Raw genomic sequence first — 25,142 nt, 5'->3', positions numbered from 1 at the left:
CAGGACACAAACACAACTTCTTTATTATGCAAGGATCACAGGAGGCTCCGTGCCTGCGCGGGTCCGGCCCACCGCCGCGAGAATGCGTTGAACCGATTGCGGCGGCCGCCGTTCAGCCCCTGTAGAGTGTCCTGGCCCATGAGCGATTCGGTACAGACCGGCCAGAAGCCCGTCATCCTCGTCGTGGAGGACCAGCCCGACGAGCGTTTCCTCGCGGCTACGCTCTTGGAGGATACCGGCTTCACCGTGATCGAGGCTGAAACGGCGGACCGCGCGCTCGCCATCCTCAACGATCGGGCGGACGAGGTGAGCGTCGTCTTCTCGGACGTGCGCACACCCGGTCCGATCGGAGGCTTCGAGCTGGCGCGGATCATCGGTGTGACTTGGCCGCGGGTGCGCGTGCTCCTGACATCCGGCGATGCAGGCGACCAGCCGAGCGACCTGAGAGTATCCGCGACCTTCATTCCAAAGCCCTGGCGCGCCGAGGATATCCTGGCCTGGGTCGAGCAGGCGGCGGGTCGTCCGTCGGGCAGCACCGGTCCGTCGATCATCGGCCCCGGTGGCAAAATTATCAGCCCGGGCCTGGAAACTTGAAGCATCGGCGTCGTTGAAGCCACACCCGGAGCGCGGCGCCGGGCTTCTCGCACAACAAGGGATTGCAGGCGTCGTCATGAAGATCGTCGCGGCCAATCACGCGGATTCCTTGCGCCGTCCCGGGACGTCGGACACGTCCGAAGCTGCCGAAGTGATTGTCCTCGACTCCCTGCGCGACGAGCTGCGCAACGTCTACGGCGAGGCTGACGACGCTCTGCCTCACGCGCTGACGGCGCTGGCGCGCCGGCTCGACCCTGCGCACGCGGCCGGGCATGATCGGACCGCCTGAGTTCCGGAGACGGGAGCCGCGTCCCGCGCAGTCGGGTCACTGGCGAGTCCGGTCTGCAAAGGCGGGACACCCCCAAATGTCTCGAAAACGGGCCGATCGAAATCGGCCAGACGCGCGGGATTGTCTGTAGAGATACAGATCTTCGAACAGCGTAGAAAAAGTTTACGCGCGGTCACGTGTCGAATGTGAACAATGTCCAGTTCGGTCTCGTCGGCCCCGCCCAGCGTCCTTTGCACAGCGGCTGTATCGGCCGGACCGGGTCGCCAAGGCGTGAGAATCTGCTATTCAGCGGCAGCAACCCTGCCGGCGTAGGCGTTTCTCAATCGAGCCCTTCATGCGTCTTCCCGCTATTCGTGCGTCGCTCGCCGCGGCCGCGATCATGATCCTGGCCGGAACGCTGTCGGCCGAGGCGGCGACGCCGCCACCTCAACCGGCCGACGGCGCGGGGGGCGTCGGAGATCGCAAGGCTACCGTGGTCAAACGCCTCCTCGGACGCGGCGCCACGGGCACCTACGCCTTCTACACGGCAGGACCCGCTCCCGAGGCCGGTCGGCCGGTCGCCGTGTTCCTGCATGGCTGGGGCATCGTGAATCCCCAGAGCTACGGGGCCTGGATCGATCACCTGGCTCGCCAGGGCTGGCTCGTCATCCTGCCGCGCTTTCAGGAGGTGAACCGGACGCGTCCCGCCGATGCGCCGGCCAACGCTGAATCGCTCGTCAAGGCCGCCCTGGCGGATCTCGCCGCGGATAGCGAAGCCAAGCCCGATCTCGGCCGCGTCGCGATGATCGGCCATCTGGCCGGTGCGCCCATGGCCATGGATCTCGCGGCGGACGCGAAGGCCCGGGGCTTGCCCGTACCGAAACTCGTCTTCGCGGTGACGCCCGGCGGCATCGCCAGCGGAGCGAAATCGCGGGGCATCGCGCTCGGCGACCTCTCCGCGATCGACCCCGCAACCATCATCGTGACCATGGTGGGCGACAAGGATACGCGGGCTGCGGATTTCGCCGCAAAGCGCCTGTTGCGTGAAGCGAGTTCCGTGCCGGTGGATCGCAAATTGTTCGTGCGGATCCTCTCGGACGATCACGGTTTTCCGGCGCTCACCGCAACGCTGGCGGCGCCGGCGGGGGTCGATACGGCCTACGATGGTGGCGCCATCAAGCCGGCGCCTGAGCCCAAGGATGCGCCGAAGGACACGCCGAGGCCGCCACCGTTCCGCTGGTCGCCCGACATGGCGCTTACGGGCGAGCAGCAGACGTTGGTGTCCCAGGTCAACGTCGCCCGGGTGGATGCGCTGGATTACCTCGGCTTCTGGAAGACCTTCGACCTCGCGGCCGCCGCGGCCTTCGCGGGCTCGGACGCGACGGTGCTCAAGAACAACCCGCGGCTCGCCGATATGGAGCGCTGGAGCGATGGTTGGCCGGTGAAGCGGCTCGCCGTCGAGACGCCGCGCCCGGCGCCGGCGGCACAGGCCAAGCCGGCTGCCGAGGCCAGACCGGCTGCGCCGTCGCGGGGGCGCTGAGACCTCCGGCCGCGCAGCTTGGCCTTGGCGCATGGCTTGCTACGATGCTCCCGTTCGAAACGGGAGCGCATCCATGCCCGAGTTCGTCGCCAGCCTGCTGGCCGCAGCGGCTTTCTGCTTGGCCCTGCTCGCCCTGAACGCGTTCACGCGCGTCCTGATTCAGGCCCATCTCGGACCCTCTGACCTGGGGGAGACCGGCCTCCTGCAGCTGGGCGGCGCGCTGGTCGCCGCCCGTATCGCCTACCGGCGGGGGCCGCATCGCGAGTCCCTGTGAGGGCGGCTCGGCTGTCAGGACCTTCAGCGCAGGAAGGCCCCGAACGAGCGCGGTCCGTCACCGGTCGCTAGGGTTCCGATCACCTTGAGCGTGGCCGCGTCGAGGACGCTCAGGGTGTTGTCGCCCCAGTTGGCGACGTACAGGCGGCCGTCCGCGTCGGCGCCGATGCCCTCCGGGTGATCGCCGACATCGATGTCGGTGATCGGCTTGAGCGTTCCGAGATCGAAGACCGTGACGCTGCCGGCGTATTGATCGGTGACGAAGCCGCGCCCTCGGCTGAGCGCGATCACGTAGGGCCGCCGGCCTGTCGGGACCCGCCCGATCTCGCGGCCCGCCGCGAGATCGATCACCGAGACGTCGTCGCCGGTGACGTTGGCCGTGTAGGCGCGGCCGGCCGGCGCGTCGAGGGTGATGCCGAACGGGTGTTGGCCCACCGGTATGGTCGCGGTCTCGCGGCGCGCCACCGCGTCCACGACCGAGACCGTATTGGCCTCCCGGTTGGCGACGTAGAGCGTCGCCCCGTCGGGGCTGACTGCGATCCCCGAGGGCGAGGCCCCGACCGCGATCTCGCCGTCCGGAACCAGGGTTCCGCCGCGCTCGTCGAGGACGAACAGGCGGTGCCCGTACCAGTCGGCGACGTAGACCCGGCCCCCCCGCGGGTCGGCCGCGATGCCGAGCGGGCCGCCGGGCAGCGGCACCTCGGACAGGACCTTGCCGGCGTCGAGATCCAGGACCGCGACGCCATGGCCCTCGGGACGGGTCACGTAGGCGCGCCTGCGATCCGCCGAGAGGGCGATCCCGGCCGGCGCCCCGTCGACGGGGATCCGGCGCACGACCTTGCCGGCGGCAAGATCCACCACCTCGACCGCGCCGCCGAGCTGCGCGGTGACGATCGCCTCCCGCGCCGGCTCGGCGCGGGCAACGCTTCCGACGAGCGCGAGGGCGGCGGCGAGCGCCGCCCGGCCGAACGTCACGAGCCCTTCTCGACCTTGGCCTTCAGGTTGGCGAGGCTCGCCTTGATCCAGTCGCCGACGCCCTTCTCGGAGGCCTCATCGTTGAGCTCGGGTGGCGGATCATTGTTCATGTAGCCGCGGTAGAAGGCGGCCTTCCACTCGACCTTCGACTTGGCGTCGCCCTCGGGCTCGACCGTGATCGTCGCCGAATAATCGTTGGCCGGCAGATCCTTCACGTCGACCTTGTCGATGTAGTACGAGAACAGCTTGTCCTCGGGCTTGTACTTGTTGCTGGTCTCCTGGATCTGATCGCCGTTCTTGAGCGTCAGCACCCGCTTGAACTTGCCGGCCGGATCGCCGTTCAGCTCGGTCTTGGTGACGTTCTGCATCCAATCGGCGTTCTTCACATCGCCGACCACCGCCCAGACCTTGTCGGCCGGCGCGTTGATCTCGATCGACTCCTGGATCTTGCGCCGGGTCGGACCATGGGCCTGCGCCGTCGCGGCGACGAGCGCCGCGGTGGCCGCCAAGGCCAGGGTGATTTTCTTCATCGTGTCCTTCTCCTCCCGCCCTCAGCGGTCGTCGCGACCGAGGATCCGCGCCTCGGGGCCGAGGGCCGCCGCGACCTTGTCCTCGATCCAGCCCCAGGCCTCGCGCTCGCGGGGTCCGGCGGTCTTGCCCACGGCGATGGCGAGGTAGGCCATCTCCGTCAACACCTTCTCGGGTTCCAGCATGTGGAGCCGGGTCGAAAGAATAGCGGCCTCCAAGACCGCTGCCTGCGCGCGGTTATAGCCGATGAAGGGCGCGTGGGCTTCGCTGTGGACCATGCGGCCACGGAAGCGCGGGCGGCTCTCGTGATCCTCGATCGATGCGACTTCGAACTCGGCGTGGCCGAAGCTGTCGGCGAGGCGCCGGCCTGCGATCGCATCGCAGGCCAAGGTCGGCCATTCACGCCGCCCGGTGACCGCCCCGGCGATCACCCGGATGTCGCGGGGGCTGGAGGCCGCGAAGCAGGGATTCGCCTCCAGATTAGCAATGGTCGGCGAAGGCCGGAACGGCGCCAGCACGTAGCCGTCCTCCTCGCCGATCAGCCCGAAGGGCACGAGGTGCAGCTCGCCCGCGGGGGAGAGCGTCGTGACGATGGTTTCCAGGATCAGCGGCATCGGCTCACGCTTGGTCCACCGGCACCAGCCGGCCGCAGACCAGCTTCGTTTTCGGCCCCTGCGGGCGCTCTGGCGAAGCCTCGGCGCGGGCCGCCTCCTCAGGGATAGTCTCCGGCGGCGCGGCGTCGGCCTCCGGCTTCACCAGCCGCGCATCCCGGGTGCCCGGCGGCGGCGCGTCGGAGCCGGAATGGCGCGTGCGGCCGGCCTTCTTGAATGCGGTCGCGTCCTCGACCTCGGCGTCGGCGGCGCAGCCCCAATCCAGGGGCTCATCCTGCACGTAGCGCTTGCCGAGCCGCCACGCGGTTTCGGCCTTGGCGAGCTCCGCGCCGAGATAGAAGGCGTGGGCGCCGTCGCTGGCGACGTCGAGTTCGGGGAAGAACGCCATCGCGTCGGTGCCGACCCTGTGGATGTGGCGGTTGTAGACGTGAATGCCATCCTCCGCGACGGCGATCCGGTAATTTGGATCGCGCACCTCCGCGGCGGCCTGGGCGATCTCCTCGGAGGTCTGCACGAAGGGCCGCTTGTCGTGAAGCGCCAGCAGCGCCCGGCCGTAGCCCTTGGGCAGGGCCGAATCCGCCTTGGCGGCGTACATCACCCGCCGGGCCGCGTCGTGCTCCTCGACGGTGCGGCGGGTGTGGTTCGAGACCTGCACGATCAGCACGTTCCGGATTGCCAGCTCCGAGCACATGCCGACGAGGAGGGCGGTGACGCCGAGCGAATCCGCCTCCGTGAGTTCGGTGAGGTTGCCGGTGCCCATCATCATGGCGATGTCGGGCCAGCGGGCGCGGGTGTCGCGGTAGCGGGCAATTGAATCCACGAAGCCGTGGTGGATCGGCTCCAGGATCGGATCGGCGAGGAACGGGCGCCCGGCCTCGCGCATCCGCTCGATCGCCCGGTCGAGGGAGGGCAGGTCGTCGGGGCGCGTCGGCACCAGCACGGGCACCGCGTCGGTCTCGAAGGCGAGATCGAGGGTGTCCTCGTTGAGGCTCAGCAGGAAGTCGGCCCCGGCTCCGGCGCCCCGGGCCAGCTCCTCGCGGGAGAAGGAATCGACGCTGACCTTGAGCCCGGCGCCCTTCAGCGCGCGCACGGAGTCCTCCAGGTGCGGGAACGGCGTGTCGGGCAGACCGCCGAGGTCGATCACGTCGGCGCCCCTCCGGGCGAGGTCCTGCCCCTTGGCCAGGATCTCGGCGACGCTCATCTTCGAGGCATCGACGATCTCGGAGAAGATCCGCAGGTCGTGGCGGGAGAGATCGACCTTCCGGGCCGAGAGCCCGAGCCAAGCCGGGAGATCGACCACCTCGTCGGGCCCGCGCTCCACCGGCACGCCGAAATGGGCGGCGAGGTGCTCCGGGTCCGCCCGGCAGCGGCCCGGCAGGATCACCCGGGTCGCGCCTGCGGGCAGCTCGACCCGGCGGCGGATGATCTCCTCGGTCATCAGGGCGGCGACCTTCACGCCGGCATCCGCGATGCTCCAGCGGAAGGTTTCGGGCAAGCCGGCCGCGACCTTCTCCAGCCGCGCCCGGGCGAGGCGGCCCGTGACGAAGACGATGTGCTCCGGCGCGCTCACGCGGCATCCCGCGGCGCGACGACGACCCGGCGGCTCGGCCCCCAGATCTCGATCGGGCCGCCGTAGCGGCCCGCGAAGGCCGGGAAGGCGGCGTCCACGAGCCCGCTCGCGGAGAGGGCGGCGGCATCCTGCCCCGGCGGCGCGTCGACGGATTTCACCAGCACGCAGCGCCTGGCGGCGACCCGCCCGGCGAGCCAGAGGGCGAGGCTATCGGAGGTCACGTCCCAGGTCTCGGGGATGTCCCGATGCCCAGCGCGCAGTGGGCGCGGGTTCCAGACGCGCGCCGTGGCAGAGACGGCCTCGGCCCAGGGTTCCAGGGTCTGCACGAGGCGCGGCTCGATCCCGCGGAAGATGCCGGCGGCGTCGCTCATGGCGTCGAGCGCCCGGCGATGCGCCTCGGCGTCGTCGAATCCCTCCCGCACCTGCGCGGCCCGCACGAGACCCGCGAAGGTCCCGCCGCCCGGCACCACGATGCAGCGTCCGAAGGCGCCGTCGGCGATCTCGGCCAGCAGCGCGCGGCGGCGATGCGGATCCGCCTCCAGGCTGCCGCCGATCTTGATGACCGAGATCACGCGGCATCCCGCTGATTGGGGCGGAGCGCCCGCAGGGCCTCGGCGATCCGCAGGGGATCGATGCCGTTGCGGCGGTCGAAGTCGCGGCACAGGCCGCCCCGGAAGCCGAGATAGTCCGGCCCGTGTTCGGCGAGCGGCGCGATGTCGATGACGCGCAATGACCCCGCGAGGCCGCTCATCAGGCCGTGGGCGCGGCAGGCCTGCGTGAAGGCCGCGAGATCGCCGGGCGGCGCGAGATCGGGCAGGCGCGCGCCATTCTTGCCGGCCGTGTCGATCATCGCGCCCGCGAAGCCGGCCTGGGCCAGGGCCGGAACCAGCGCGGCCGCGGGACCATCCTCGGCGAACAGGACGGCGATCAGGCGTCCGGGCGCCGCCACGGCCAGACCCGCCAAGGCGGCGGTCTCGCGCCGGCGGCCCGCGTCGAGGCCGGTCTTCACCCAATCGACGCCGGTGGCCGCCATGGCGGCGATCGCGGCCGGCGCCGGATCGGCCACCGCGCTGGTGACCGCCCCGCCGGCCACGCGGGCCACGATCTCGCGCACCCGGTCCGGATCGAGGGCGCCCAGGGCCCCGTGCTCGGGATCCTTGGCGTCGATCAGGTCGGCGCCCGCGAGCCGTGCGGCCTCGGCTTCCGCCGGATCGCGGATGCTGACGAGCAGGCGGGGCAGGGGGCTGAGATGGGCGTTGGACGCGGACACGGATGACTCAGGGCGTTGACGAAGATCTCAGGACTTCCCGGGCAGCGGCTCGGCGAGCAGGCGGTTCTTCACCACCCAGCGCATGGCGTGCGCCCAGGTGTCGTCGGTGTCGGCCCGGATCGTGACCTGCCCGCCGCGCACCACCTTGCCGGTCCCGGCCTCGGCGATGGTGACGTTCAGGTTGAAGATCTGGCCCGATCCCTTCTCCACATAACCGGTCGCGACGAGGTCCGCACCCAGGCTCTTGCCGATGTCCGCCGCGCAGCCGTTGCATTTGTAGAGCGGACCCTCCTTCGCCACCGCGTCGGCCTTCGGCGCGGTGTCGACGATCTCCAGCCCGGCCTGATCGTGCAGCGCCTTGCGCAGCTCATCGGTTATCAGCGTCAGCTTCTTCGTGTCGGCCGGCCGCGCCCGCGCCCCGTAGGAGGCGCCGGGTTCGAACAGTTCCACCGGGAACACCGCGACCGTCCCGGCGGCCCGCGCGACGGCGGGCAGGATGGCGCCGAGGGCGAGAAGACCGCAGAGGGTCGCCGCTCGGAGGGGCTGATGGCGCATGGGCGGGCGTTCCTCTCGACGCTCCGGCCGCTTCGGGCGGCCTCGATCCGGCCATAGGTCGGGCGACGGGACACTTTGGCAATGTACTTCCCGGCCGGCCTGCTCCACGAGGGGCCTCCGCACGGTCGGTCACGCGGTCGTCGGGACGTGAACGGCGCAACGACAAGCCGCACTAGAGCGGTCGGGACGGAAACTGGTAGAGGCCGTGCCTATGCACCATCCGGCAGCCGAGATACGCGTCCGTCGCCCGGCACGGCGGCGCTGGCTTCGGGCCGGCCTCGCCCTGCTGGCGCTGATGCCGCCTGCCGCCTGGGCGCAGCAGCCGGCACCGGGGCCGATCGACACGCCTATCGGCCTGATCTACCGGCCGCAGCCCGCCCCGTCCTCGTACGACGCCGAGGCGGCGCCCGAGGACGAGGGCTTGGCGGGCGCCAGGATGGGCATCGCCGACAACAACACGACGGGCCGCTTCACGAAGCAGACCTACACCCTCGATGACGTGGCGCTGACCGGCGACAAGCCGGATCCGGTCGCCGCCGCCAGGGAACTCGTGGGGAAGGGCATCCGCTACCTCGTCCTGGCGCTGCCCGCCGACGCCGTGCTGGCGGTCTCGGACGCGGTGAAGGATACGGGCGCCGTCGTGCTGAATGCCGGCGCCCCGGATGACCGGCTGCGCGGCGCCGATTGCCGGGCCAACGTGTTCCACATCCTGCCCTCCCGGGCGATGCTCACCGACGCTCTGGCGCAATATCTCACGGTCATGCGCTGGCGGAAGATCTTCCTGATCGTCGGCCCGACCGATGGCGACAAGGCCTATGCGGACGCGGTGCGCAACTCGGCCCGCAAGTTCGCGCTCAAGATCACGGCGGAAAAACCCTGGACCTTCGGGCCTCTGGCCAAGGCGCGGGGCGATACCCCGACCCGGGCTGAGGCGATGGTCTTCACCCGGGGCCTCGACTACGACATGGCGATCGTGGCCGACGAGGAGGGCGACTGGGGCGATTACGTCCCCTATCGCACGGTGGATCCCCGTCCGGTCGGCGGGACGCAGGCGCTGACCCCGACGACATGGTCCCCCGTCCTCGAAACCTGGGGCGCCGCGCAGGCGCAGAACCGGTTCCGCCGGCTCGCCGGGCGGCTGATGCGGCCACTCGATTATCAGGCCTGGGCGGCGGTGCGGACGGTCGGCGAGGCGGTGACCGCCAAGAAGACCAACGATCCCGCTGCGATTGCGCCCTTCCTGTCCGAGCCGGAATTCACCCTGCCGGCCTACAAGGGGGTGCCGCTGAGCTTCCGCCCCTGGGATCACCAGCTCCGGCAGGCGATCATCGTGGTCCAGCCGAAGGCTCTGGTCTCGGTGGCGCCGGAGCAGGGTTTCCTGCATCAGCGCACGCCGCTCGACACGCTGGGGGTGGATCTCCCGGAGACCACCTGCAAGTTCAAGTGAGTAACAGCGCGTCGAAGCGGTTCGGTGCTTGCAACGGGTGGGGAGCCCGTTGACGTTGACTGCCTCCGCGCCACACATCTCGTTCGGTCGGTGAGATCGCAACACAGCTGCTTCGATCAACGAGAAACCCGATGAGTGCTTCGTTTCAGGATGCGCCGGCCCACCAGGAAGAGGGCAGCGCAGTGATCAACCTCAACGAGGCCGTTGAACGCGCCAAGGCATGGCTGCATGCGACAATGTCCGGTGAAAGCATCACGAACGTCGGTCTGGAAGAGGTCGAGCACCAACCCGGATACTGGAACATCACGCTCGGCTTCTCGCGACCTTGGGACGCGACTCGCAACGCAGTCACAGTGCTGAGCGGCGCGGTGGTCATGCGCCGAACTTTCAAAACCATCACGGTCGATGAACGGACGGGCGAGGTCGTCGCGATGAAAAATCGCACCCCCGAAATGTGATGGCGAAATACGCCCTCCTCGACATGAATTTACTCGTTCTATTTATCGTTGGCGGAACAAATCGACGATACATCCGCTTACACAAAAACAGCAGACAGTTTTCGGAAAGCGACTATGATATTCTGTTGCGGCACGTGGCTGTCTCAGCCGGACTTATGACAACTGCACAGATTCTATCCGAGACGGCCAACTTACTTCGTCAGATTGCTGACCCGATCAAGTCTGAGATATCCACGTTTTTCAAATTGTTCGTCATGAGCGCCCAGGAGTTGCAGCCGGCCGCGGTGAGTGCCGTTTCGGACCCTGCCTACCTGTGGCTTGGCTTCAACGATGCTGCGATACTGACCTGTCTTGGCGCGGATAGGGTGCTTATCACCGGAGACGGCAACCTTCACGCCGCCGCAATCGAGCGCTCGAACGGCGTGTTGCACTTTACGGAACTGAGACAGTCCGAGTAATTGTCCGCACACAAACGGTCTTACGCGGAACTCCAGGGTCGGCTCCGAATGCCGCATCCCCTCGCTCCGTGAGGAATCCGCACTAAGGTGCATGTGCGGGAGCACCGAACAGGGCACCGAGGGAGGAGATTGGATGAGCCGCCGGATCGAGGCAGGACTGAGCGTTGTCGCCCTCGGTACGTGGGTCGCCCTGTGCGGGCCGGCCGCCGCCTTCACCGCCTACGTCACCAACGAGAAGGGCAATTCGGTCAGCGTCATCGACACCACCACCATGGCGGTGACCGCGACCTGGAAGGTGGGCCGCCGCCCCCGCGGCGTGACCCTGTCCAAGGACGGCAAGGAACTGTTCGTCTGCGCCAGTGACGACGACCGGATCGACGTGCTCGACACGAGTTCCGGCAAGGTGGTCCGCTCGCTCCGCTCAGGGCCGGATCCGGAGCAGTTCATCCTGGATGCCTCGGGCAACCCGCTCTACGTCGCCAACGAGGACGACAGCCAAGTCACCATCATCGACATCGAGAAGAACAAGGTCCTGGCCGAGGTGCCGGTCGGGGTCGAGCCGGAGGGGATGGGCCTGTCGCCGGACGGGAAGATCCTGGTCAACACCTCCGAGACGACCAACATGGCCCATTTCATCGACACCAAGACCTTCCAGGTCATCGACAATGTGCTGGTGGATGCGCGGCCGCGCTTCGCCGAGTTCACGGCCGACGGCAAGTTCCTCTGGGTGTCCGCGGAGGTCGGCGGCACGGTGAGCGTGATCGACGTGGCCCAGCGCCGGGTCATCAAGAAGATCACCTTCAAGATCCCGAGCGTGAACGACGAGGCGATCCAGCCCGTGGGCATCCGGATCACCAGGGACGGGACCAAGGCCTTCGTGGCGTTGGGTCCCGCCAACCGCGTCGCGGTGATCGATGCCAAGACCTACGCGGTCGAGAAGTACCTGCCCGTCGGCCAGCGCGTCTGGCAGCTGGCCTTCACGCCGGATCAGAAGCAGCTGTTCACCACGAACGGCACCTCCAACGACGTCTCGGTGATCGACGTGGCCTCCGAGAAGGTGATCAAGAGCATCCCGGTCGGCCTGCTGCCCTGGGGCGTGGCGATCGCGCCGAACTGATCCGGAGCCTGAAGCAATCCAATCCGCTCGACCGGCGGCACAGGGTGGGAAGCGACACGATGCGGATGTTTCGATTGGCGGCGCTGGCCTGCGTGGGGCTGCTCGCGGCCGGTCCGGCCTTGGCACTGGACCTGACCAAGAAGCGGGAGAATTTGCCGGACCTCGTCCTCGGCGACGATCAGGGCAACGATTTCACGGTCGAGAACAAGGACATCACGCTCGAATCCGGCAAGGCCTACCGGCTGCGCATCGTCGCCAAGGGGCATCAGGAGTACAAGTTCTATGCCCCTGAGTTCTTCCGGTACATCTGGTTCAATCAGATCGTGATCGAGCACAAGGAGATCCACGGCGGCGGCCCGCCCGATCATCTGGAGTTCGATGATCCCGGCGAGATCGCGATCGAGTTCGTGGCGATCAAGCCGGGCACCTACACCTGGGCGGCGCATGGCCTGGAGTCCAAGGGCATGACTGGCACGCTGACGGTGAAGTGATGGGACGTTTTCTCGGCATCACGCGCGCTGCCGCCGCGTCTCCCTCCCCCCTCTGCGGGGGAAGGGCAGCCGCGGCCTTCGCGGCGGGTCTTCTGTCAGCGGCCCCGGCCCTCGCCGCCGGCGACGCTTCCTCCTGCGCCGAGGGCATCACGATGATCCGCGACGCTCTGGCGCTGAACCCGCATGAATCCGCGTTGCCCAAGCTCCGCAAGGCCCTGCGGGTCGCCGAGCGGGAACAGAAGGAGGGCGAGTTCGACGAGTGCCTCGACGCGGTCGCCGACGCCCGGAAGGTGCTGGGCCGATGAGCGCCGAGGCGGCGCTCCGGGTCGAGCATGTCGGCCACCGGTTCGGCGCCCGGGCGGCCCTCGAGGACGTGTCGCTCGACGTGGGAATCGGGCGCTTCGCGGCGCTGCTCGGGCCGAACGGCGCCGGCAAGACCACGCTCTTCTCCGTGATTACCCGCCTCTACAACAACCAGACCGGCCGGGTCTCGATCTTTGGCCATGCGCTCGATCGCGAGTCGTCTCGGGCGCTCGCTCGGCTCGGCGTGGTGTTCCAGGCGCGCACCCTCGACACCGATCTCACCGTCGAGCAGAATCTCCTCTACCACGCGAGCCTGCACGGCATCGCCCGCGGCGCCGGGAAGGAGCGGGTCGGCCTGCTCCTCGACCGGGTCGGGCTCGCCGACAGGCGGCACGACAAGGTGCGGACGCTGTCAGGCGGCCAGTCGCGCCGCATCGAGATCGCCCGCTCGCTGATCCATCGGCCGGATCTGCTGCTCCTCGACGAGCCGACGGTGGGCCTCGATCTCGAATCGCGCGCCGACATCGTGGCGATCGTGCGGGCGCTGGTGCGCGAGGAGGGCCTGTCGGTGCTCTGGGCGACCCACATCTTCGAGGAGATCTCGCCCGAGGACGACGCGATCGTGCTGCATCGCGGCCGGATCGTGGCCCGGGGCCGGGCCGGCGATATCGGCGCGCCCGGCGAGGCGCTCGCCGACGCGTTCCGGCGCATCGTGTCGGAGCCGGGGAGGGCGGCCGCATGAGCATGCGGATGGGCGGCGCATCGCAGGATCGAGGGCAGCATCCATGACGGCGCCGACGCATGTCTCCACGCCGGTCGCGCCAGTGCCCACCCGCACCGCGCCGGCCCGGATCGGCCGCCTCGACGCGGTCGGCTACCTGATCTGCCTCGGCGGCATCGTCCGGCGCGAATTGCTGCGCTTCTTCAATCAGAAGGAGCGGTTCTTCTCGGCCCTCGTCCGGCCGCTGGTCTGGCTGTTCATCTTCGCGGCGGGGTTCCGCAACACGCTCGGCGTCTCGATCGAGCCGCCCTACCAGACCTACGTGCTCTACGAGGTCTACGTGGTGCCCGGCCTCGCCGTGATGATCCAGCTGTTCAACGGCATGCAATCGTCGCTCTCGATGGTCTACGACCGCGAGGTCGGCTCCATGAAGGTGCTGCTGACCTCGCCCTATCCGCGCTGGCTGCTGCTGCTGGCCAAGCTGATCGCGGGCGTCGCGGTGTCGATCGTTCAGGCCTACGCGTTCCTGGCGGTCGCCTATTTCTGGGAGACCGACATCCCGCCGCTCGGCTACCTGACGGCGCTGCCGGCCTTCCTGGCCTCGGGTCTGATGCTCGGGGCGATCGGCCTGTTCCTGTCCTCGCTGGTGCGCCAGCTTGAGAACTTCGCCAGCGTGATGAACTTCGTGATCTTCCCGATGTTCTTCGCGTCCTCGGCGCTCTACCCCCTGTGGCGGATCCGGGAATCCTCCGAGACCCTCTACTGGATCTGCGAGCTCAACCCGTTCAGCCACGCGGTGCAGCTCGTCCGCTACGCCCTCTACGTCCAGTTCGAGCCCGTAGCCTGCGCCGTCGTGGTCGGCGTGACGCTCGCCTTCTTCGGCATGGCGGTCATCGCCTACGATCCCGGCCGCGGCATCATGGCCCGGCGCGGTGGCCCGGCCGGCGAGACCCCCTGATGGAGTCCGTTTCGATGAACCATCTCATGCGCCGTCTCTTCGTTCCCACCCTCGGGCTGACCCTCCTGGCCGGACCGGTCCTGGCGCAGCCGAAGACCGATCCGGACTGGCCCTGCGTCCAGCGCAAGGTGGCGACGCTGAGCCCCGGCCAGTTCTGGACCGGCCCGGATATCGCGGCGGCCGGCGATTGGGGCAGCGACAACGACGCCGCCGTGCTGGCACAGAAGATCGCCTCCCGGCGCACCGACCTGTCGCAGGTCGGCCCATTGCTGGATGACTTCGCCGGCAAATTCGGCACCGAGAGGGACGCCAAGGACAAGGCCCTGACCCGGGTCTATGCGGGCGTCTTCGAGGTGATCAACGGCGAGCGCGACAAAGTCGTGGGCGGCATCGCGCGCTATGCCCAGGGCCAGCGTCGCATGGCGGAGCGGATCCGCGACGAGGCCGACAAGATCAGCCAGACCAAGGATGCGCCGAGCGCGACCGACGCGACCGAGCTGCCGAAGGACCAGTCGGATCTTGAGACGAAGTTCGCCTGGGACCGTCGCATCTTCCAGGAGCGCAGCCAGTCCCTCACCTATGTCTGTGAGGTTCCGCAGCTCCTCGAGCAGCGGCTCGGCGAGATTGCGCGGATGATTCAGACCCGCCTCTGAGAGGCGTGCCGCGGCCACCCTGGCCTTGCCGGATAATCCCGGCACACCTTGCCTAATCATCCACAAGTCTTTGAGTCTGAACGCAAAACTGTTGCGAGGGTGCCACGTGCCGGAGCGATCGGCCGTCCAGGCGTTGAAAGCGAACTCAAAATCCGCGGCGAACCGCCAAGCACGATTGTGAACTTTAACTCCACCCGCCATGAGTATTGCCAAGCCCGGGACAACCGGGAACAGGTCTCAAGGCAGGGGAATCGCGATGTCACGTCGGGCGCTTCGGAGCGGCTTGCTCGCGTCTGCTTCAGTCTTGGCGATCTCGGTCGCTCCGGGCGCAGTACAGGCCCAGCAATCGGTTACCTTGGGCGAGATCAGCGTCGTTTCGACATCGCCGGTCGGGGCCGGCGGCGGTAATTCGAGCGGTGCCCTGAACCTCGACCGCGCCGCCCAGGTCGCCCCGACCCTGCCCGTGGCCCCCGGCACCGTGCGCCTGCGCGGCTCCGAGCAGCCGCTCAACAAGATCCCCAGCACGGTCGAGACCGTCACGCCCCGCCAGATCGACGTCGACCGCGGCACCGACAACATCATCGCGACCTTCGCGCGCTCGACGCCGGGCGTGAACATCAGCGACTCGCAGGGCAACGGCAACCGCGTCGACCTCAACTATCGCGGCTTCACCGCCTCGCCCGTGCAGGGCGTGCCGCAGGGCTTGGCCGTCTACCAGAACGGCATCCGCATCAACGAGGCGTTCGGCGACGTCGTCAATTTCGACCTGATCCCGCCGCAGGCGGTCCAGCGCATCGACGTGGTCACCGGCAATCCCGTCTTCGGCCTCAACGCCATCGGCGGCGCGGTCAACATCCAGATGAAGAACGGCTTCACCTGGCAGGGCACCGAGATCTCGGCCTGGGGCGGCTCGGATGCACGCACGGCCGGCTACCTCGAATACGGCAAGGTCTCCGACAACTGGAGCTTCTACTTCACCGGCGACGGTTTGAACGACCGCGGCTGGCGCTACCAGAACCCGAGCACGATCGGCCGGCTCTACGCGGATCTCGGCTATCGCTCGCAGGATTCGGAGTTCCACCTGATCGGGCTGGCCGCGCGCAGCTTCTACGGCGCGGCGGCCGCGACGCCGGTGGACTTCACTCACGTCGATCCGCGGGCGATCTTCACCTACCCGCAGACGCAGACCACGCAGGTCGGCACGCTCCAGCTCACCGGCCGGGTCGACATCTCGCCGACCTGGGATCTCGCCGGCAACGCCTATTTCCGCCGCTTCAGCGAGCGCTACGTCGACGGCAACGACGGCAATTTCGAGCAGTGCAGCTCGCGGTCGAGCTTCCGCGGCTTCCTCTGCTATCAGGATGACGGCTTCAGCCCGTCCGCCGGCCAATCGCAGAACGCGTTCCGCAACCAGTTCCTGCTGCTCGGCCAGCAGAACCAGCGCATCCCGTTCTCGCGCAACATTCCCTACGGAACCATCGACTCCACCCAGACGGAGTCGCAGGGCTATGGCGGCTCGCTGCAGGCGGCCAACCGCGACCGGATCTTCGGCCTGCCCAATACCTTCCTCATCGGCGGCAGCGTCGATGCGGCCGACTACTCGTTCAAGTCGTCGAGCACCCTGGGTGTGATCAACCCGAACCTGCTGATCACGACCGATCCCAGCAATCCGTATTACGGCAACATTCCTGGCCTCGGCACGCCCTATATCCGCACCCTGGGCGCCCTCGGCATCGCCCCGAGTTCGGTCCAGGGCTCGAACCTGTATCTCGGCCTCTACGCCACCGACACGCTCGACGTGACCGACCGGCTCTCGCTCACCGCCGGCTTCCGGCTCAACCACGCGCATATCCGCTCGGTCGATCAGACCGGGTTCTCGCCGGACGTGACGGGCTCGCACGAATACACCAAGGTCAACCCGCTGGCGGGCCTGACCTACCAGTTCGATCCGGCGCTCAACCTCTACGGCAGCTACTCGGAATCGAACCGTGCCCCGACACCGCTCGAACTCGCCTGCGCCAACCCGGACCGGCCGTGCCTGCTGCCGAACTCCCTGGTCGCCGACCCGCCGCTCAAGCAGGTCACCGGCCAGACCTACGAGGTCGGCTTCCGCGGCGTGATCCCGAGCTTCCTCTCCGGCGGCGCCCTGACCTACAAGGCCGGCGTGTTCCGCACCGATCTGACCAACGACATCATCCAGATCGCGGTCGCCGGCAACGCGGCCCGCGCCTACTACGTCAACGTACCCTCGACCCGGCGCCAGGGCATCGAGGTGAGCGCCGAATACGTCGTCAGCCCCGAATTGCTGGTCTACGCCAACTACGCGCTGATCGACGCCACTTTCCAGTTCAATCAGACGCTGTCGTCGCCCAACAACCCCTTTGCGGATGACGGGGCCATCCAGGTCCGCAAGGGCAACAAGGTCCCGCTGATTCCGGATCATCAGATCAAGGCCGGGTTCGAATACAACATCACCCCGGACTGGCGCTTCGGCCTGAACGTCTCGGCCTTCTCGTCCTCCTACTTCCGCGGCGACGAGTCGAACCTGAACCGCAAGCTGCCGGCCTATTACGTGATGAACCTCACGACGAAATACCAAGTGACCAAGAACCTGGAGATCTTCGGGCTGATCACCAACCTGACCAACAACCGCTACGCCACATTCGGCACCTTCGCCGAGCCCGGCGCGATCGCGGGCAACCTGTCGATCAACGATCCGCGGACCACGACCCTGGCGCAGCCGCTCTCCGTCTATGCCGGTTTGACCTACCGGTTCGGTGCCGATCCCGTGCCGATGGCGCCGGAGCCGGTCATCCGCAAGTACTGATGCCATAGGCGAGACCGGCGGGCGCCTCCCGCGGCTTTTGCGGCCGCGTGGGGCGCCCGTTCGCGTTTGAAGGCGGGTGTGCGGCCTCCTGTCTCGGGAACGCGCCTGTGCCCCCGGAGTCTCCTCGGTGAATCGCTCTCGCGCCCCCGTCGGGTTCGCGCGCCGGACGAGCCACGCTGTCTTGGAGACCGATCCTGATGATGTTCCGTTTCGCCGTCGCAGCCCTCACCCTCGCCGCAGCCACGCCTGCCCTCGCAACGCCGTGCGCCGATGAGGTCAGCACCCTGCAGCGGCGGCTCGACAGCGCCGGCGCGGCTGCGGTGACGGGCAAGACGCCGCCCGGTGGCGTGACCTCGTCGGATTCACCGAAGGCCCTCGACAAGCCGCCGGCCCTCACCAAGTCGGATGCCAGCGTGAAGCCGACCGCCGCCGGTGTCGAGGAGGCCAAGAAGCTCGTTGCGAAGGCCGGTGAGCAGGACAAGGCCGGCGACGCCCAGGGCTGCCGCGACACGATCATGAAGGCCAAGGAGAAGGCCGGCGCCCTGCCGTAAGGCTTGACGCGCGGCCCCGATCAGTAGGCGTTCTCGGTCTTGAGCAGCGCGAAAGGCGTCGTCGCCAGGATCTGCAGATCGAGGACAACCGACCAGTTCTCAATGTAGTACAGGTCGTGTTCGACGCGCCGCTGCAGCTTCTCGGACGTGTCGGTCTCGCCGCGCCAGCCATTGACCTGCGCCCAGCCGGTGATGCCGGGCTTGACCTTGTGGCGGGCGAAATAGCCATCGACCACTTGGTCGTACAGGGTGTTCGCGGCCTTCGCCTGCAGCGCGTGCGGCCGCGGGCCGACGAGGGAGAGATCGCCCTTCAGAACGTTGAAGAGCTGCGGCAGCTCGTCGAGCGAGGTCTTGCGGATGAAGCGGCCCACCGGCGTCACCCGCGGGTCGCCACGGGTCACCATCCTGGCCGCGCCCGCGTCGCATTGATCGACATACATCGAGCGGAACTTGAAGACCTCGATCAGCTCGTTGTTGAAGCCGTGCCGCTTCTGGCGGAACAGCACCGGCCCGCGCGAGGTCAGCCGCACGGCGAGCGCCACGGCCAGCATGACGGGCGACAGGGCGAGCAGCAGCATCAGGCCGACGCAGCGGTCGAAGAGCGCCTTCACCACGACATCCCAATCGGCGATCGGCTTGTCGAACACGTCGAGCACCGGCACCGCGCCGAGATAGGAGTAGCTGCGCGGCCGCAGGCGCAGCTTGGCGGCGTGGGCGGACAGCCGGATGTCGATCGGCAGGACCCAGAGCTTGGCCAGCATCTGCAGGATGCGCGCTTCGGCCGTGATGGGGATGGTGAAGACGATGAGGTCGAGCCGCGCGTGCCGGGCATAATCCACGAGGTCGTCGACATTGCCGAGCTTGGGATGACCCGCCACCACGTCCGACGAGCGGTCGGTGTTGCGGTCATCGAAGACCCCGACGATGCGGATCCCGCTATCGCTCTGCGCCTCGAGGGCGGCGATCAGATCCTCCGCGGGTTTGCCGCCGCCCACGATCGCGGTGCGGCGATCGAACCGGCCGGCGCGGGTCTGCGCCTCGATCACCCGGAAGAGGATGAAGCGCCCGATCAGCAGCGCCCCGAGCCCGGTCCCATAGAAGGTCGCCAGCCACAGGCGCGAATAATGGTCGGCCACCTTGGCGAGCACCAAGCCGGCCGCCACCATCAGGAAGGTCAGCGACCAGGCGGTGCTGAGGCGGATCGCACTCTTGAAGAACGCGCGGAATGCGGTGATCCGGTAGCAGCCCGCCGTCTGGATCAGGGCGACCGTGATCAGCGCGATCAGGCCGATCGCCCCGGCATAGGTCACGCCGAACGCCACCCGGCCATGCAGCATGATCAGGTGCAACAGCGCGCCGAGGCCGAAGATCAGGGCACATTCCAGCGCCCGGACCAGCCCCGCCACCACGATCGGGGAAATCGCGGTCCCGCCGGGGACGGCCGTCTCGGCCAGCGGCGTCGGAGAATCGGTGCGCGGCACGGGGGGCGTCTCAGGAGGACCGGCGGCCTCCAGAAGATCGCGGATGTCGAACGCACTCATCGAACTGCCCTCTTCCGCACCCGCCGGCGATGTCCTCGATCCAGCGTGGCACGGGGCATTATCGGAAGACTTAAAAGCGATCCGCCCGCGGCGATATTGGTCGCTGCGAGCGGCCTATCGGCCATCACATGATCTTTGCCCCGATCAGGCCGTCCGCGGCCCGGCGATCTCCGGAACCTTGACGGTGCGGCGGTCGGACCCGGCTTGGAACGCGGCGGCGTAGCCCGAGATGACTTCGCTGCCCATGCGCTCCAGCGAGAAGCGCTGGCGGACGGAGGCGCTGAGCGCCTGCATCCGAGCTTCCAGCGCCGCCGGAGCCTCGTCGAGCACCCGACGGATGCCGGAGGCGATGGCCGCAGGGTCCCGCGCGGGGATGAGATCGTCCGCCGCCTGTCCGAAAATCTCGGGGATCCCGCCGACTCGCGTCGCCACCAGCGGCTGTCGAGCGGCCACAGCCTCCAGGACCACGTAGGGCAGGGACTCCGCCAGCGAGGGCACCACGAGCATCCGACCCCGGGCCAGGACCGGTCGGATCGCCTGCGGGGGCTCGAAGGAGACCATGCCGCCAAGCCCGAGGCGGTCCACGTTCTCACGCAGGATCTCGCTGTCCGGCCCGGACCCGACCATCAGAAGACGCAGCGCGCGGCCTTCGCTCCGCAGCCGGACGAGGGCCTCGAGCAGATAGGGCAAGCCTTTGGCCTCGCGCAGCTCGCCGACATAGAGCAGATCGAACGGATCAGCGACGCGCTCCAGGGGGGCGAACTCCGCATCGGCGAGGCCGTTGTGGACGATGCGGGTCACCCGCTCCGGGCCGCCCACGAAGCTCCGGTGCCGCCCGGCGACGTACTCGCTCTCGAACAGGAAGGCGTCCGTCCGGCGGGCGAGAACCGCCTCGGCCCCCATGTAGAGGCGATGCAGCGCAGTGCCCGGCCGGTAATTGTAGCTGCCGCCGTGCGGCGTGTAGCAGCGGATCGCCGCGCTGCCCCGCGCGAGCCGCGCGTAGGCTCCCCCCTTCGCGCCATGGCCGTGAAGGACATCGGCCCCGACCAGGGCCGCCCGGCGGCCGACCGCCCTCAGGGATCCCCAATCCGACCGGTCCGGATTACGCCGCATCGGGATCCGCAACAGGCCGAGTTCCAGGCTGGGCAGGAGGTCGGCGAGGGCCCGTTCGCCGCGCTCGCCGCCAGTCATGGAATCGCAGATGATCCCCACCGCGTGTCCCGCTTCGGCCTGAACACGGGCGAGATCCATCACGTGCCGGAACAGCCCCCCGACGGGAGCCCGGAAGACGTGAAGGATCCGGTAACGCTCTGCGGCACGCGCGTCGTTCGGCTTGGCGACCACGGTATCGCTCCCGGTGGAAACTATCCGGGAGTTTATGGAGCGCCAGGGGTCGTGGCGGTCTTAAATGCAGCTCTGTGGCTGCACCCTTTTCATCGGGACGGTAAGCGGAGTTTTACTGCCGCGGAAACAATTCACGTCAGCGGGAGCCCGTTGAGGCTCGCCCAGATGGTCCCGTAATGGCAGGTGGTCGCGGCGAGCACGAAGCCGTGCCAGATCGCGTTCTGGAAGGGCAGCGTTCGCCACACGTGGAACACCACGCCGATCGAGTAGAGCGCACCGCCGATCGCCAGCAGCCACAGGGCGGTCGGCTGAAGGCTCGCAATCACCGACTCGTAGGCAAACAGGCCGCTCCAGCCGAGCATCAGGTAGAGTCCGATGGACAACCGATCGAACCGCCCGGGGAGAAGCAGCTTGACGGCAATCCCGACCAGGGCGACCACCCAGATCACCGCCAGCAGCAGATAGGCGCGTGGCCCGGATCCCACGAGGGCGACGAGCGGCGTGTAGGTGCCGGCGATCATCAGGTAGATGAGGGCGTGGTCGGCACGGCGCAGCAGCCACTTGCGCGGACTGACCGGGTACAGGTTGTAGAGGGCCGAGACGCCGAGCATCAGCACCAGGGCGGTCGCGTAGACGGCGACGGCGGCTCGCTCGCCCAGACCGAGATGGGCCGTGACGGCCGTGACCACCAGCGCCACGGCGCCGGCCAATCCGAGAACGACCCCCAGACCGTGGATCACGCCGTCCGCCACGATCTCACGGGGCGTGTAATGCCACGTCAGGGACAGTGGGCGACCATCCTCCGCGAGAGACATCGTCAGGCCTCCTGCAACGCTTGCAGTTTAAAGCTTGAACAGTCTTGATCGTTCCATGTGCAGATTGCCGAGGCGGAGTTATCCCAAGGATTTCGGCGTACTACGAAAGTTCTCGTGCGGTGCGGCAACCTTGCCGCACCGCAGGATAGTCTACAGGCCGCGCCCGGCGAGCCCTTCGAAGCCGATGGGCGGGTCAGCCTTCGCGGCCCAGCTGACCCCGATCTTTTCTCCGATCCCAAGACTGAGCCGGGCATGAACCGTGGCCATGGTGAGGACCGCCATCGCCAAGACCTGATGGGCCAAGGCCGCCCAGAGCGGGATGGCGAGGAGCAGCGTCGCGATCCCAAGCATCGCCTGGGCCAACGCGAGGACGGCCACGCCCGTTGCGCGTCCCGCCGAATCGCCTGGTCCGGTGAGTCTGGCGTCGATCGCGTGCAGGATCGCGACGACGATGACGAGATAGGCGGTCATCCGGTGGTCGAACTGCACGAGGGCGTGATTGTCGACGAAGTTCTCGATCCAGGGGCGGATGGCGAAAAGAGTCTCGACCGGCGGGACGAGGGCACCGTCCATCGTGGGCCACGTGTTGTAGACCAGACCAGCATGCGAGCCTGCGACGAGCCCGCCGAGGAAGATCTGCACGAGGACCAGCGCCGGCAGCAGCGCCGCGGTCGCGCGCAGGCGCGTCGGCGCCGGCTCCAATGCGCGGCCGCGTTGGCCTGCCGCGAGCCAGACCAGACCCGCCAGGATGAGGCTCGCCGTGGTCAGGTGAAGGGCGAGCTTGAGCGGCGCCACGGCGGTCATGCCGGGCTGAAGACCCGAGGCCACCATGATCCAGCCGATGGCGCCCTGGAGACCGCCCAGGACGCCGAGGCCGAGCAGGCCCAGGCCGAGGTTCCGGCTGATCCGCCCCTGCCACCAGAACACGATCAGCGGGAGGAAGAAGACGATGCCGATCAACCGCCCGAGCAGACGGTGGCCCCACTCCCAGCCATACAGCACCTTGAACGCGGAGAGGCCCATCCCCTGATTGAGGATGTTGTATTGCGGCGTGTCCTTGTACTTGGCGAATTCCGCCGCCCAATCCGCGTCGGAGAGGGGCGGGATGATCCCGGTCACCGGCCGCCACTCGGTGATCGACAGACCTGACCCCGTGAGCCGCGTCGCGCCGCCCACCGCCACCATGGCGACCACGAGGGCGGCGACCACGTATAGCCAGATTCGCACCGCGCCCGATCGTGGTGCGCCCGCAACTCTCGCCATCATCTGCCGTCCTTCTGCCCGGAACCGGGATCCGCGGGTGCCCGCACCGGGGTTAGGATATGCGCGGGCCGGCAGCAATGTCGGCGGCGCCGCAGCCCGCGGCAGACCGCGCGTTGCCAAGCCCGAGGCCTGACGATAGCCCACAGCAACGGGCTCATCGTAGAATCATCACGAGACGCTATGCGCCGCCGCACCCGAACCCTGATCGGCACCCTCGCGATCCTGGCCTTCGTCTGTGTCTATGGACCGTTGGCGATGACGCTGGCGGACAGCCGGATCTCGGAAACGCCGGCGGCGGTGCAGGCCGTGCTCTACTCGATCCTGGGCATCGCCTGGATTTTCCCGCTGATGCCGCTGATCCGATGGATGGAACGGCCGGATCGCTGAAGCGGACCCTCGATTTCGCCGCACTCCGCGATCACAAGCGGCCCATCCGCTCCCGAGATCGCAGCATCGTGCTCCGTCCCTTCATGCGCTTCACGCCCCTGGCAACCCTCATCGTGCTGCTCGTCCCCCTGCCGGCGCTGGCCCAGGGAACACCGCGGTCGATCGGCGAATGCGAGCGGCTCAAGAACGATCTGGCCTACAACCAGTGCCTGGCGATGTTCGGTCCAGCGGCCAAGAACGTGGCCGGCGGCTACGCATCGGCCGATAGCGGGTCGATGCCCGCTTCCGCCATGGCGGAAGCCATACCGCAGGTGGAAGAAACGGCGGAGCCCGCCACGAGCGGCCGACGCCGCTACCGTGGACATCGCGGCCGGCAATACGCCTCGTTCTCGACGGGGTATCGGCACCGGCGGCGGCGCTAGAGCCGCGTTACCGGAAAGGCTCCGGGCCGCGCGCGTTCGCTGCGCGGTCGGGCGCGGCCCGGGGGGCCGTCACGCCACGTTGAGCCGTCGACCCCGGTTCCAGGCCAGGAACGGCACGCCGGAGAGCAGACTGCTCAGGGCCGCTCGCGATTGATGGCATCCGTTGATCGACACGCGAGGCAGGGCGTGGAGGTGGCTCGAATGGCCGGCGAAGAGGTGGCCGGGCCGGGTCGTGACTCCGGTGGCGAAGCCCAGGCTCCGGGCCAGCGCGAATTCCCGCGCCCCCGCCGAGGTCGGATCGCCGACCGGATAGGACAGGTGCCGTACAGGACGATCGAGCATGGCCTCGATCTGGGTACGTCCCTCCGCGATCTCCCGAGCCGCGAACGCCTCCGGATGCTTCGCCAGCATCGGATGGCTCACCGTATGCGCTCCGATCGTCACGGCGGGATCCTTCGCCAGATCGCGCAGGTCCGCCCAGGACAGGCAGAGTTCGGAGGCAATCTGCCCCGGCGGGAAGCCGGCTCGGCGACAAAGCTCGGCGATCCGGACGAGAAGCTCCGCCTCCCCGCCGCCGCGCAGGTCGCGATACAGCGCGTCGAAGGCGAGCGCCTTCTCGCCGGGACTGCGCGCCGGCAGATCGACGCTGCGCGCGCCGATGCCGATCCGCACCCGGTCGAGCCGCGCGATGGCGCGCTCCAGTTCGATCCACCACAGCCGGCCGGTCTGATCCGCGAAGGCGCTGGTGACGAACAGCGTCCACGGCACTCCGTGTCGCGCCAGGACCGGCCGCGCATGCACCACGTTGTCGCGATAGCCGTCGTCGAAGGTCAGAACCGCGAAGGGCGGGCCATAATCCGGCTCGGCGAGACGTTCCGGGACGGCGTCGAGGCCGATCACTTCGAAGCCGCGGTCATCCAGTTCCCGGAGCGTCAGGTCGAGGAAGTCCGGCGTGATGGAGAGCAGGCGGTTCGGTGCGAAGGCCTGTGGCGGGTCCGGACTGACATGATGGAAGGTGAGGATGACGCCGAGCCCGCGCGAGGCCGGGCTCAACCAGCGATCTGCCCCGATGGCCTGAATCGCACGAAAACCGGTCGCGAAAACCCGATGCTTGGTGTTCGACGACAGCATGATCTCACACCGATCAGGCCGATCGGCCTGCAACCGCCACCCTGCTCGCGTCGCGGTAAACAAAGTTCAAA

At 68.2% G+C, this 25,142-nt stretch carries 29 protein-coding genes; 17 read left to right on the top strand and 12 right to left on the bottom strand.

The window, feature by feature from the left end; genetic code table 11:
- Positions 1 to 138: 138 nt before the first annotated feature.
- The 4 genes from FVE89_RS11965 to FVE89_RS11950 all read left to right on the top strand — a co-directional run bounded on the left by FVE89_RS11965 (position 139) and on the right by FVE89_RS11950 (position 2,676).
- Positions 139 to 594: a response regulator gene (locus FVE89_RS11965; protein WP_160534397.1), complete on the top strand. Its 456-nt coding sequence runs from the start codon at positions 139 to 141 to the stop codon at positions 592 to 594.
- A gap of 76 nt (positions 595 to 670) precedes the next feature.
- Entirely contained in the window at positions 671 to 883 is a 213-nt protein-coding gene (locus FVE89_RS11960; RefSeq protein WP_160534169.1) for a hypothetical protein, read from the top strand.
- A 334-nt stretch (positions 884 to 1,217) separates the two neighbouring features.
- Positions 1,218 to 2,402, top strand: a complete 1,185-nt coding sequence (locus FVE89_RS11955) for an alpha/beta hydrolase (protein ID WP_160534168.1) — start codon at positions 1,218 to 1,220, stop codon at positions 2,400 to 2,402.
- A 73-nt stretch (positions 2,403 to 2,475) separates the two neighbouring features.
- A complete protein-coding gene (locus FVE89_RS11950) occupies positions 2,476 to 2,676 on the top strand; it encodes a hypothetical protein (RefSeq protein WP_160534167.1) in 201 nt (66 codons plus the stop codon).
- A gap of 23 nt (positions 2,677 to 2,699) precedes the next feature.
- Here FVE89_RS11950 and FVE89_RS11945 read toward each other — a convergent pair whose 3' ends face one another.
- Genes FVE89_RS11945 through FVE89_RS11915 form a run of 7 tightly spaced genes read right to left on the bottom strand, consistent with a single transcriptional unit; the run spans position 2,700 to position 8,184 of the window.
- A complete protein-coding gene (locus FVE89_RS11945) occupies positions 2,700 to 3,650 on the bottom strand; it encodes a YncE family protein (RefSeq protein ID WP_160534166.1) in 951 nt (316 codons plus the stop codon).
- Positions 3,647 to 4,180 (bottom strand): SRPBCC family protein, encoded by a 534-nt coding sequence (locus FVE89_RS11940; RefSeq protein WP_160534165.1) that lies wholly within the window; start codon positions 4,178 to 4,180, stop codon positions 3,647 to 3,649. Before FVE89_RS11940 ends, FVE89_RS11945 begins: the two co-directional genes overlap by 4 nt.
- Positions 4,181 to 4,201: 21 nt before the next feature.
- Entirely contained in the window at positions 4,202 to 4,792 is a 591-nt protein-coding gene (locus FVE89_RS11935; RefSeq protein WP_160534164.1) for a DUF447 domain-containing protein, read from the bottom strand.
- Between the two features lie 4 nt (positions 4,793 to 4,796).
- Positions 4,797 to 6,359 carry a DUF6513 domain-containing protein gene (locus FVE89_RS11930; protein ID WP_160534163.1) on the bottom strand — a complete coding sequence of 521 codons (1,563 nt, stop codon included), beginning with the start codon at positions 6,357 to 6,359 and terminating at the stop codon, positions 4,797 to 4,799.
- Positions 6,356 to 6,931, bottom strand: coding sequence for a uridylate kinase (locus FVE89_RS11925; protein ID WP_160534162.1), 576 nt, complete (start codon positions 6,929 to 6,931; stop codon positions 6,356 to 6,358). The genes FVE89_RS11930 and FVE89_RS11925 overlap by 4 nt, the downstream gene beginning before the upstream one ends.
- Positions 6,928 to 7,629, bottom strand: coding sequence for a (5-formylfuran-3-yl)methyl phosphate synthase (locus FVE89_RS11920; RefSeq protein ID WP_160534161.1), 702 nt, complete (start codon positions 7,627 to 7,629; stop codon positions 6,928 to 6,930). Before FVE89_RS11920 ends, FVE89_RS11925 begins: the two co-directional genes overlap by 4 nt.
- 27 nt (positions 7,630 to 7,656) lie before the next feature.
- Entirely contained in the window at positions 7,657 to 8,184 is a 528-nt protein-coding gene (locus FVE89_RS11915) for a DUF3280 domain-containing protein (RefSeq protein ID WP_160534160.1), read from the bottom strand.
- Between the two features lie 211 nt (positions 8,185 to 8,395).
- Here FVE89_RS11915 and FVE89_RS11910 point away from each other — a divergent pair, with 211 nt between their 5' ends.
- From FVE89_RS11910 to FVE89_RS11860, 11 genes are all read left to right on the top strand, one after another.
- Positions 8,396 to 9,631 (top strand): ABC transporter substrate-binding protein, encoded by a 1,236-nt coding sequence (locus FVE89_RS11910; RefSeq protein WP_160534159.1) that lies wholly within the window; start codon positions 8,396 to 8,398, stop codon positions 9,629 to 9,631.
- Positions 9,632 to 9,762: 131 nt separating this feature from the next.
- Positions 9,763 to 10,089 carry a hypothetical protein gene (locus FVE89_RS11905; RefSeq protein ID WP_160534158.1) on the top strand — a complete coding sequence of 109 codons (327 nt, stop codon included), beginning with the start codon at positions 9,763 to 9,765 and terminating at the stop codon, positions 10,087 to 10,089.
- Positions 10,089 to 10,547: a hypothetical protein gene (locus FVE89_RS11900; protein ID WP_160534157.1), complete on the top strand. Its 459-nt coding sequence runs from the start codon at positions 10,089 to 10,091 to the stop codon at positions 10,545 to 10,547. Before FVE89_RS11905 ends, FVE89_RS11900 begins: the two co-directional genes overlap by 1 nt.
- 133 nt (positions 10,548 to 10,680) lie before the next feature.
- Positions 10,681 to 11,664 (top strand): YVTN family beta-propeller repeat protein, encoded by a 984-nt coding sequence (locus FVE89_RS11895; RefSeq protein ID WP_160534156.1) that lies wholly within the window; start codon positions 10,681 to 10,683, stop codon positions 11,662 to 11,664.
- 65 nt (positions 11,665 to 11,729) lie between these two features.
- Positions 11,730 to 12,155, top strand: coding sequence for a hypothetical protein (locus FVE89_RS11890; RefSeq protein WP_202130769.1), 426 nt, complete (start codon positions 11,730 to 11,732; stop codon positions 12,153 to 12,155).
- A gap of 92 nt (positions 12,156 to 12,247) precedes the next feature.
- Positions 12,248 to 12,460, top strand: coding sequence for a hypothetical protein (locus FVE89_RS11885; protein ID WP_160534396.1), 213 nt, complete (start codon positions 12,248 to 12,250; stop codon positions 12,458 to 12,460).
- Positions 12,457 to 13,200, top strand: a complete 744-nt coding sequence (locus FVE89_RS11880; protein WP_160534154.1) for an ABC transporter ATP-binding protein — start codon at positions 12,457 to 12,459, stop codon at positions 13,198 to 13,200. The genes FVE89_RS11885 and FVE89_RS11880 overlap by 4 nt, the downstream gene beginning before the upstream one ends.
- A 43-nt stretch (positions 13,201 to 13,243) precedes the next feature.
- On the top strand, positions 13,244 to 14,137 hold the full coding sequence (locus FVE89_RS11875) for an ABC transporter permease (RefSeq protein WP_160534153.1): 894 nt from the start codon (positions 13,244 to 13,246) through the stop codon (positions 14,135 to 14,137).
- 14 nt (positions 14,138 to 14,151) lie between these two features.
- Complete coding sequence (locus FVE89_RS11870) at positions 14,152 to 14,790, top strand: hypothetical protein (protein WP_160534152.1); 639 nt, start codon at positions 14,152 to 14,154, stop codon at positions 14,788 to 14,790.
- A 256-nt stretch (positions 14,791 to 15,046) separates the two neighbouring features.
- Positions 15,047 to 17,617 carry a TonB-dependent receptor gene (locus FVE89_RS11865; protein ID WP_160534151.1) on the top strand — a complete coding sequence of 857 codons (2,571 nt, stop codon included), beginning with the start codon at positions 15,047 to 15,049 and terminating at the stop codon, positions 17,615 to 17,617.
- 197 nt (positions 17,618 to 17,814) lie between these two features.
- Positions 17,815 to 18,168, top strand: coding sequence for a hypothetical protein (locus FVE89_RS11860; protein ID WP_160534150.1), 354 nt, complete (start codon positions 17,815 to 17,817; stop codon positions 18,166 to 18,168).
- 20 nt (positions 18,169 to 18,188) lie between these two features.
- On the opposite strand, the gene FVE89_RS11855 is transcribed toward FVE89_RS11860, so the two are convergent.
- From FVE89_RS11855 to FVE89_RS11840, 4 genes are all read right to left on the bottom strand, one after another.
- Complete coding sequence (locus tag FVE89_RS11855; RefSeq protein ID WP_160534149.1) at positions 18,189 to 19,709, bottom strand: undecaprenyl-phosphate glucose phosphotransferase; 1,521 nt, start codon at positions 19,707 to 19,709, stop codon at positions 18,189 to 18,191.
- Positions 19,710 to 19,853: 144 nt separating this feature from the next.
- A complete protein-coding gene (locus tag FVE89_RS11850; protein ID WP_160534148.1) occupies positions 19,854 to 21,053 on the bottom strand; it encodes a glycosyltransferase family 4 protein in 1,200 nt (399 codons plus the stop codon).
- A 131-nt stretch (positions 21,054 to 21,184) separates the two neighbouring features.
- Positions 21,185 to 21,868 (bottom strand): hemolysin III family protein, encoded by a 684-nt coding sequence (locus FVE89_RS11845; RefSeq protein ID WP_160534147.1) that lies wholly within the window; start codon positions 21,866 to 21,868, stop codon positions 21,185 to 21,187.
- 150 nt (positions 21,869 to 22,018) lie between these two features.
- On the bottom strand, positions 22,019 to 23,134 hold the full coding sequence (locus FVE89_RS11840) for a COX15/CtaA family protein (protein WP_160534146.1): 1,116 nt from the start codon (positions 23,132 to 23,134) through the stop codon (positions 22,019 to 22,021).
- A gap of 177 nt (positions 23,135 to 23,311) precedes the next feature.
- Between FVE89_RS11840 and FVE89_RS11835 the strand changes: the two genes are divergently transcribed.
- The gene (locus tag FVE89_RS11835; protein ID WP_160534145.1) at positions 23,312 to 23,518 is read left to right on the top strand and encodes a DUF2842 domain-containing protein; all 207 of its coding nucleotides are present in this window, start codon (positions 23,312 to 23,314) and stop codon (positions 23,516 to 23,518) included.
- Positions 23,519 to 23,601: 83 nt separating this feature from the next.
- Complete coding sequence (locus FVE89_RS11830; protein WP_160534395.1) at positions 23,602 to 23,940, top strand: hypothetical protein; 339 nt, start codon at positions 23,602 to 23,604, stop codon at positions 23,938 to 23,940.
- Positions 23,941 to 24,009: 69 nt separating this feature from the next.
- On the opposite strand, the gene FVE89_RS11825 is transcribed toward FVE89_RS11830, so the two are convergent.
- The gene (locus tag FVE89_RS11825) at positions 24,010 to 25,071 is read right to left on the bottom strand and encodes a polysaccharide deacetylase family protein (protein ID WP_160534144.1); all 1,062 of its coding nucleotides are present in this window, start codon (positions 25,069 to 25,071) and stop codon (positions 24,010 to 24,012) included.
- Positions 25,072 to 25,142: the final 71 nt, after the last annotated feature.

Source organism: Methylobacterium sp. 2A, assembly GCF_009806555.1.
In the GTDB taxonomy this organism is placed as follows: Bacteria; Pseudomonadota; Alphaproteobacteria; order Rhizobiales; family Beijerinckiaceae; genus Methylobacterium.
This window is presented reverse-complemented; position numbering and strand designations above follow the sequence as displayed.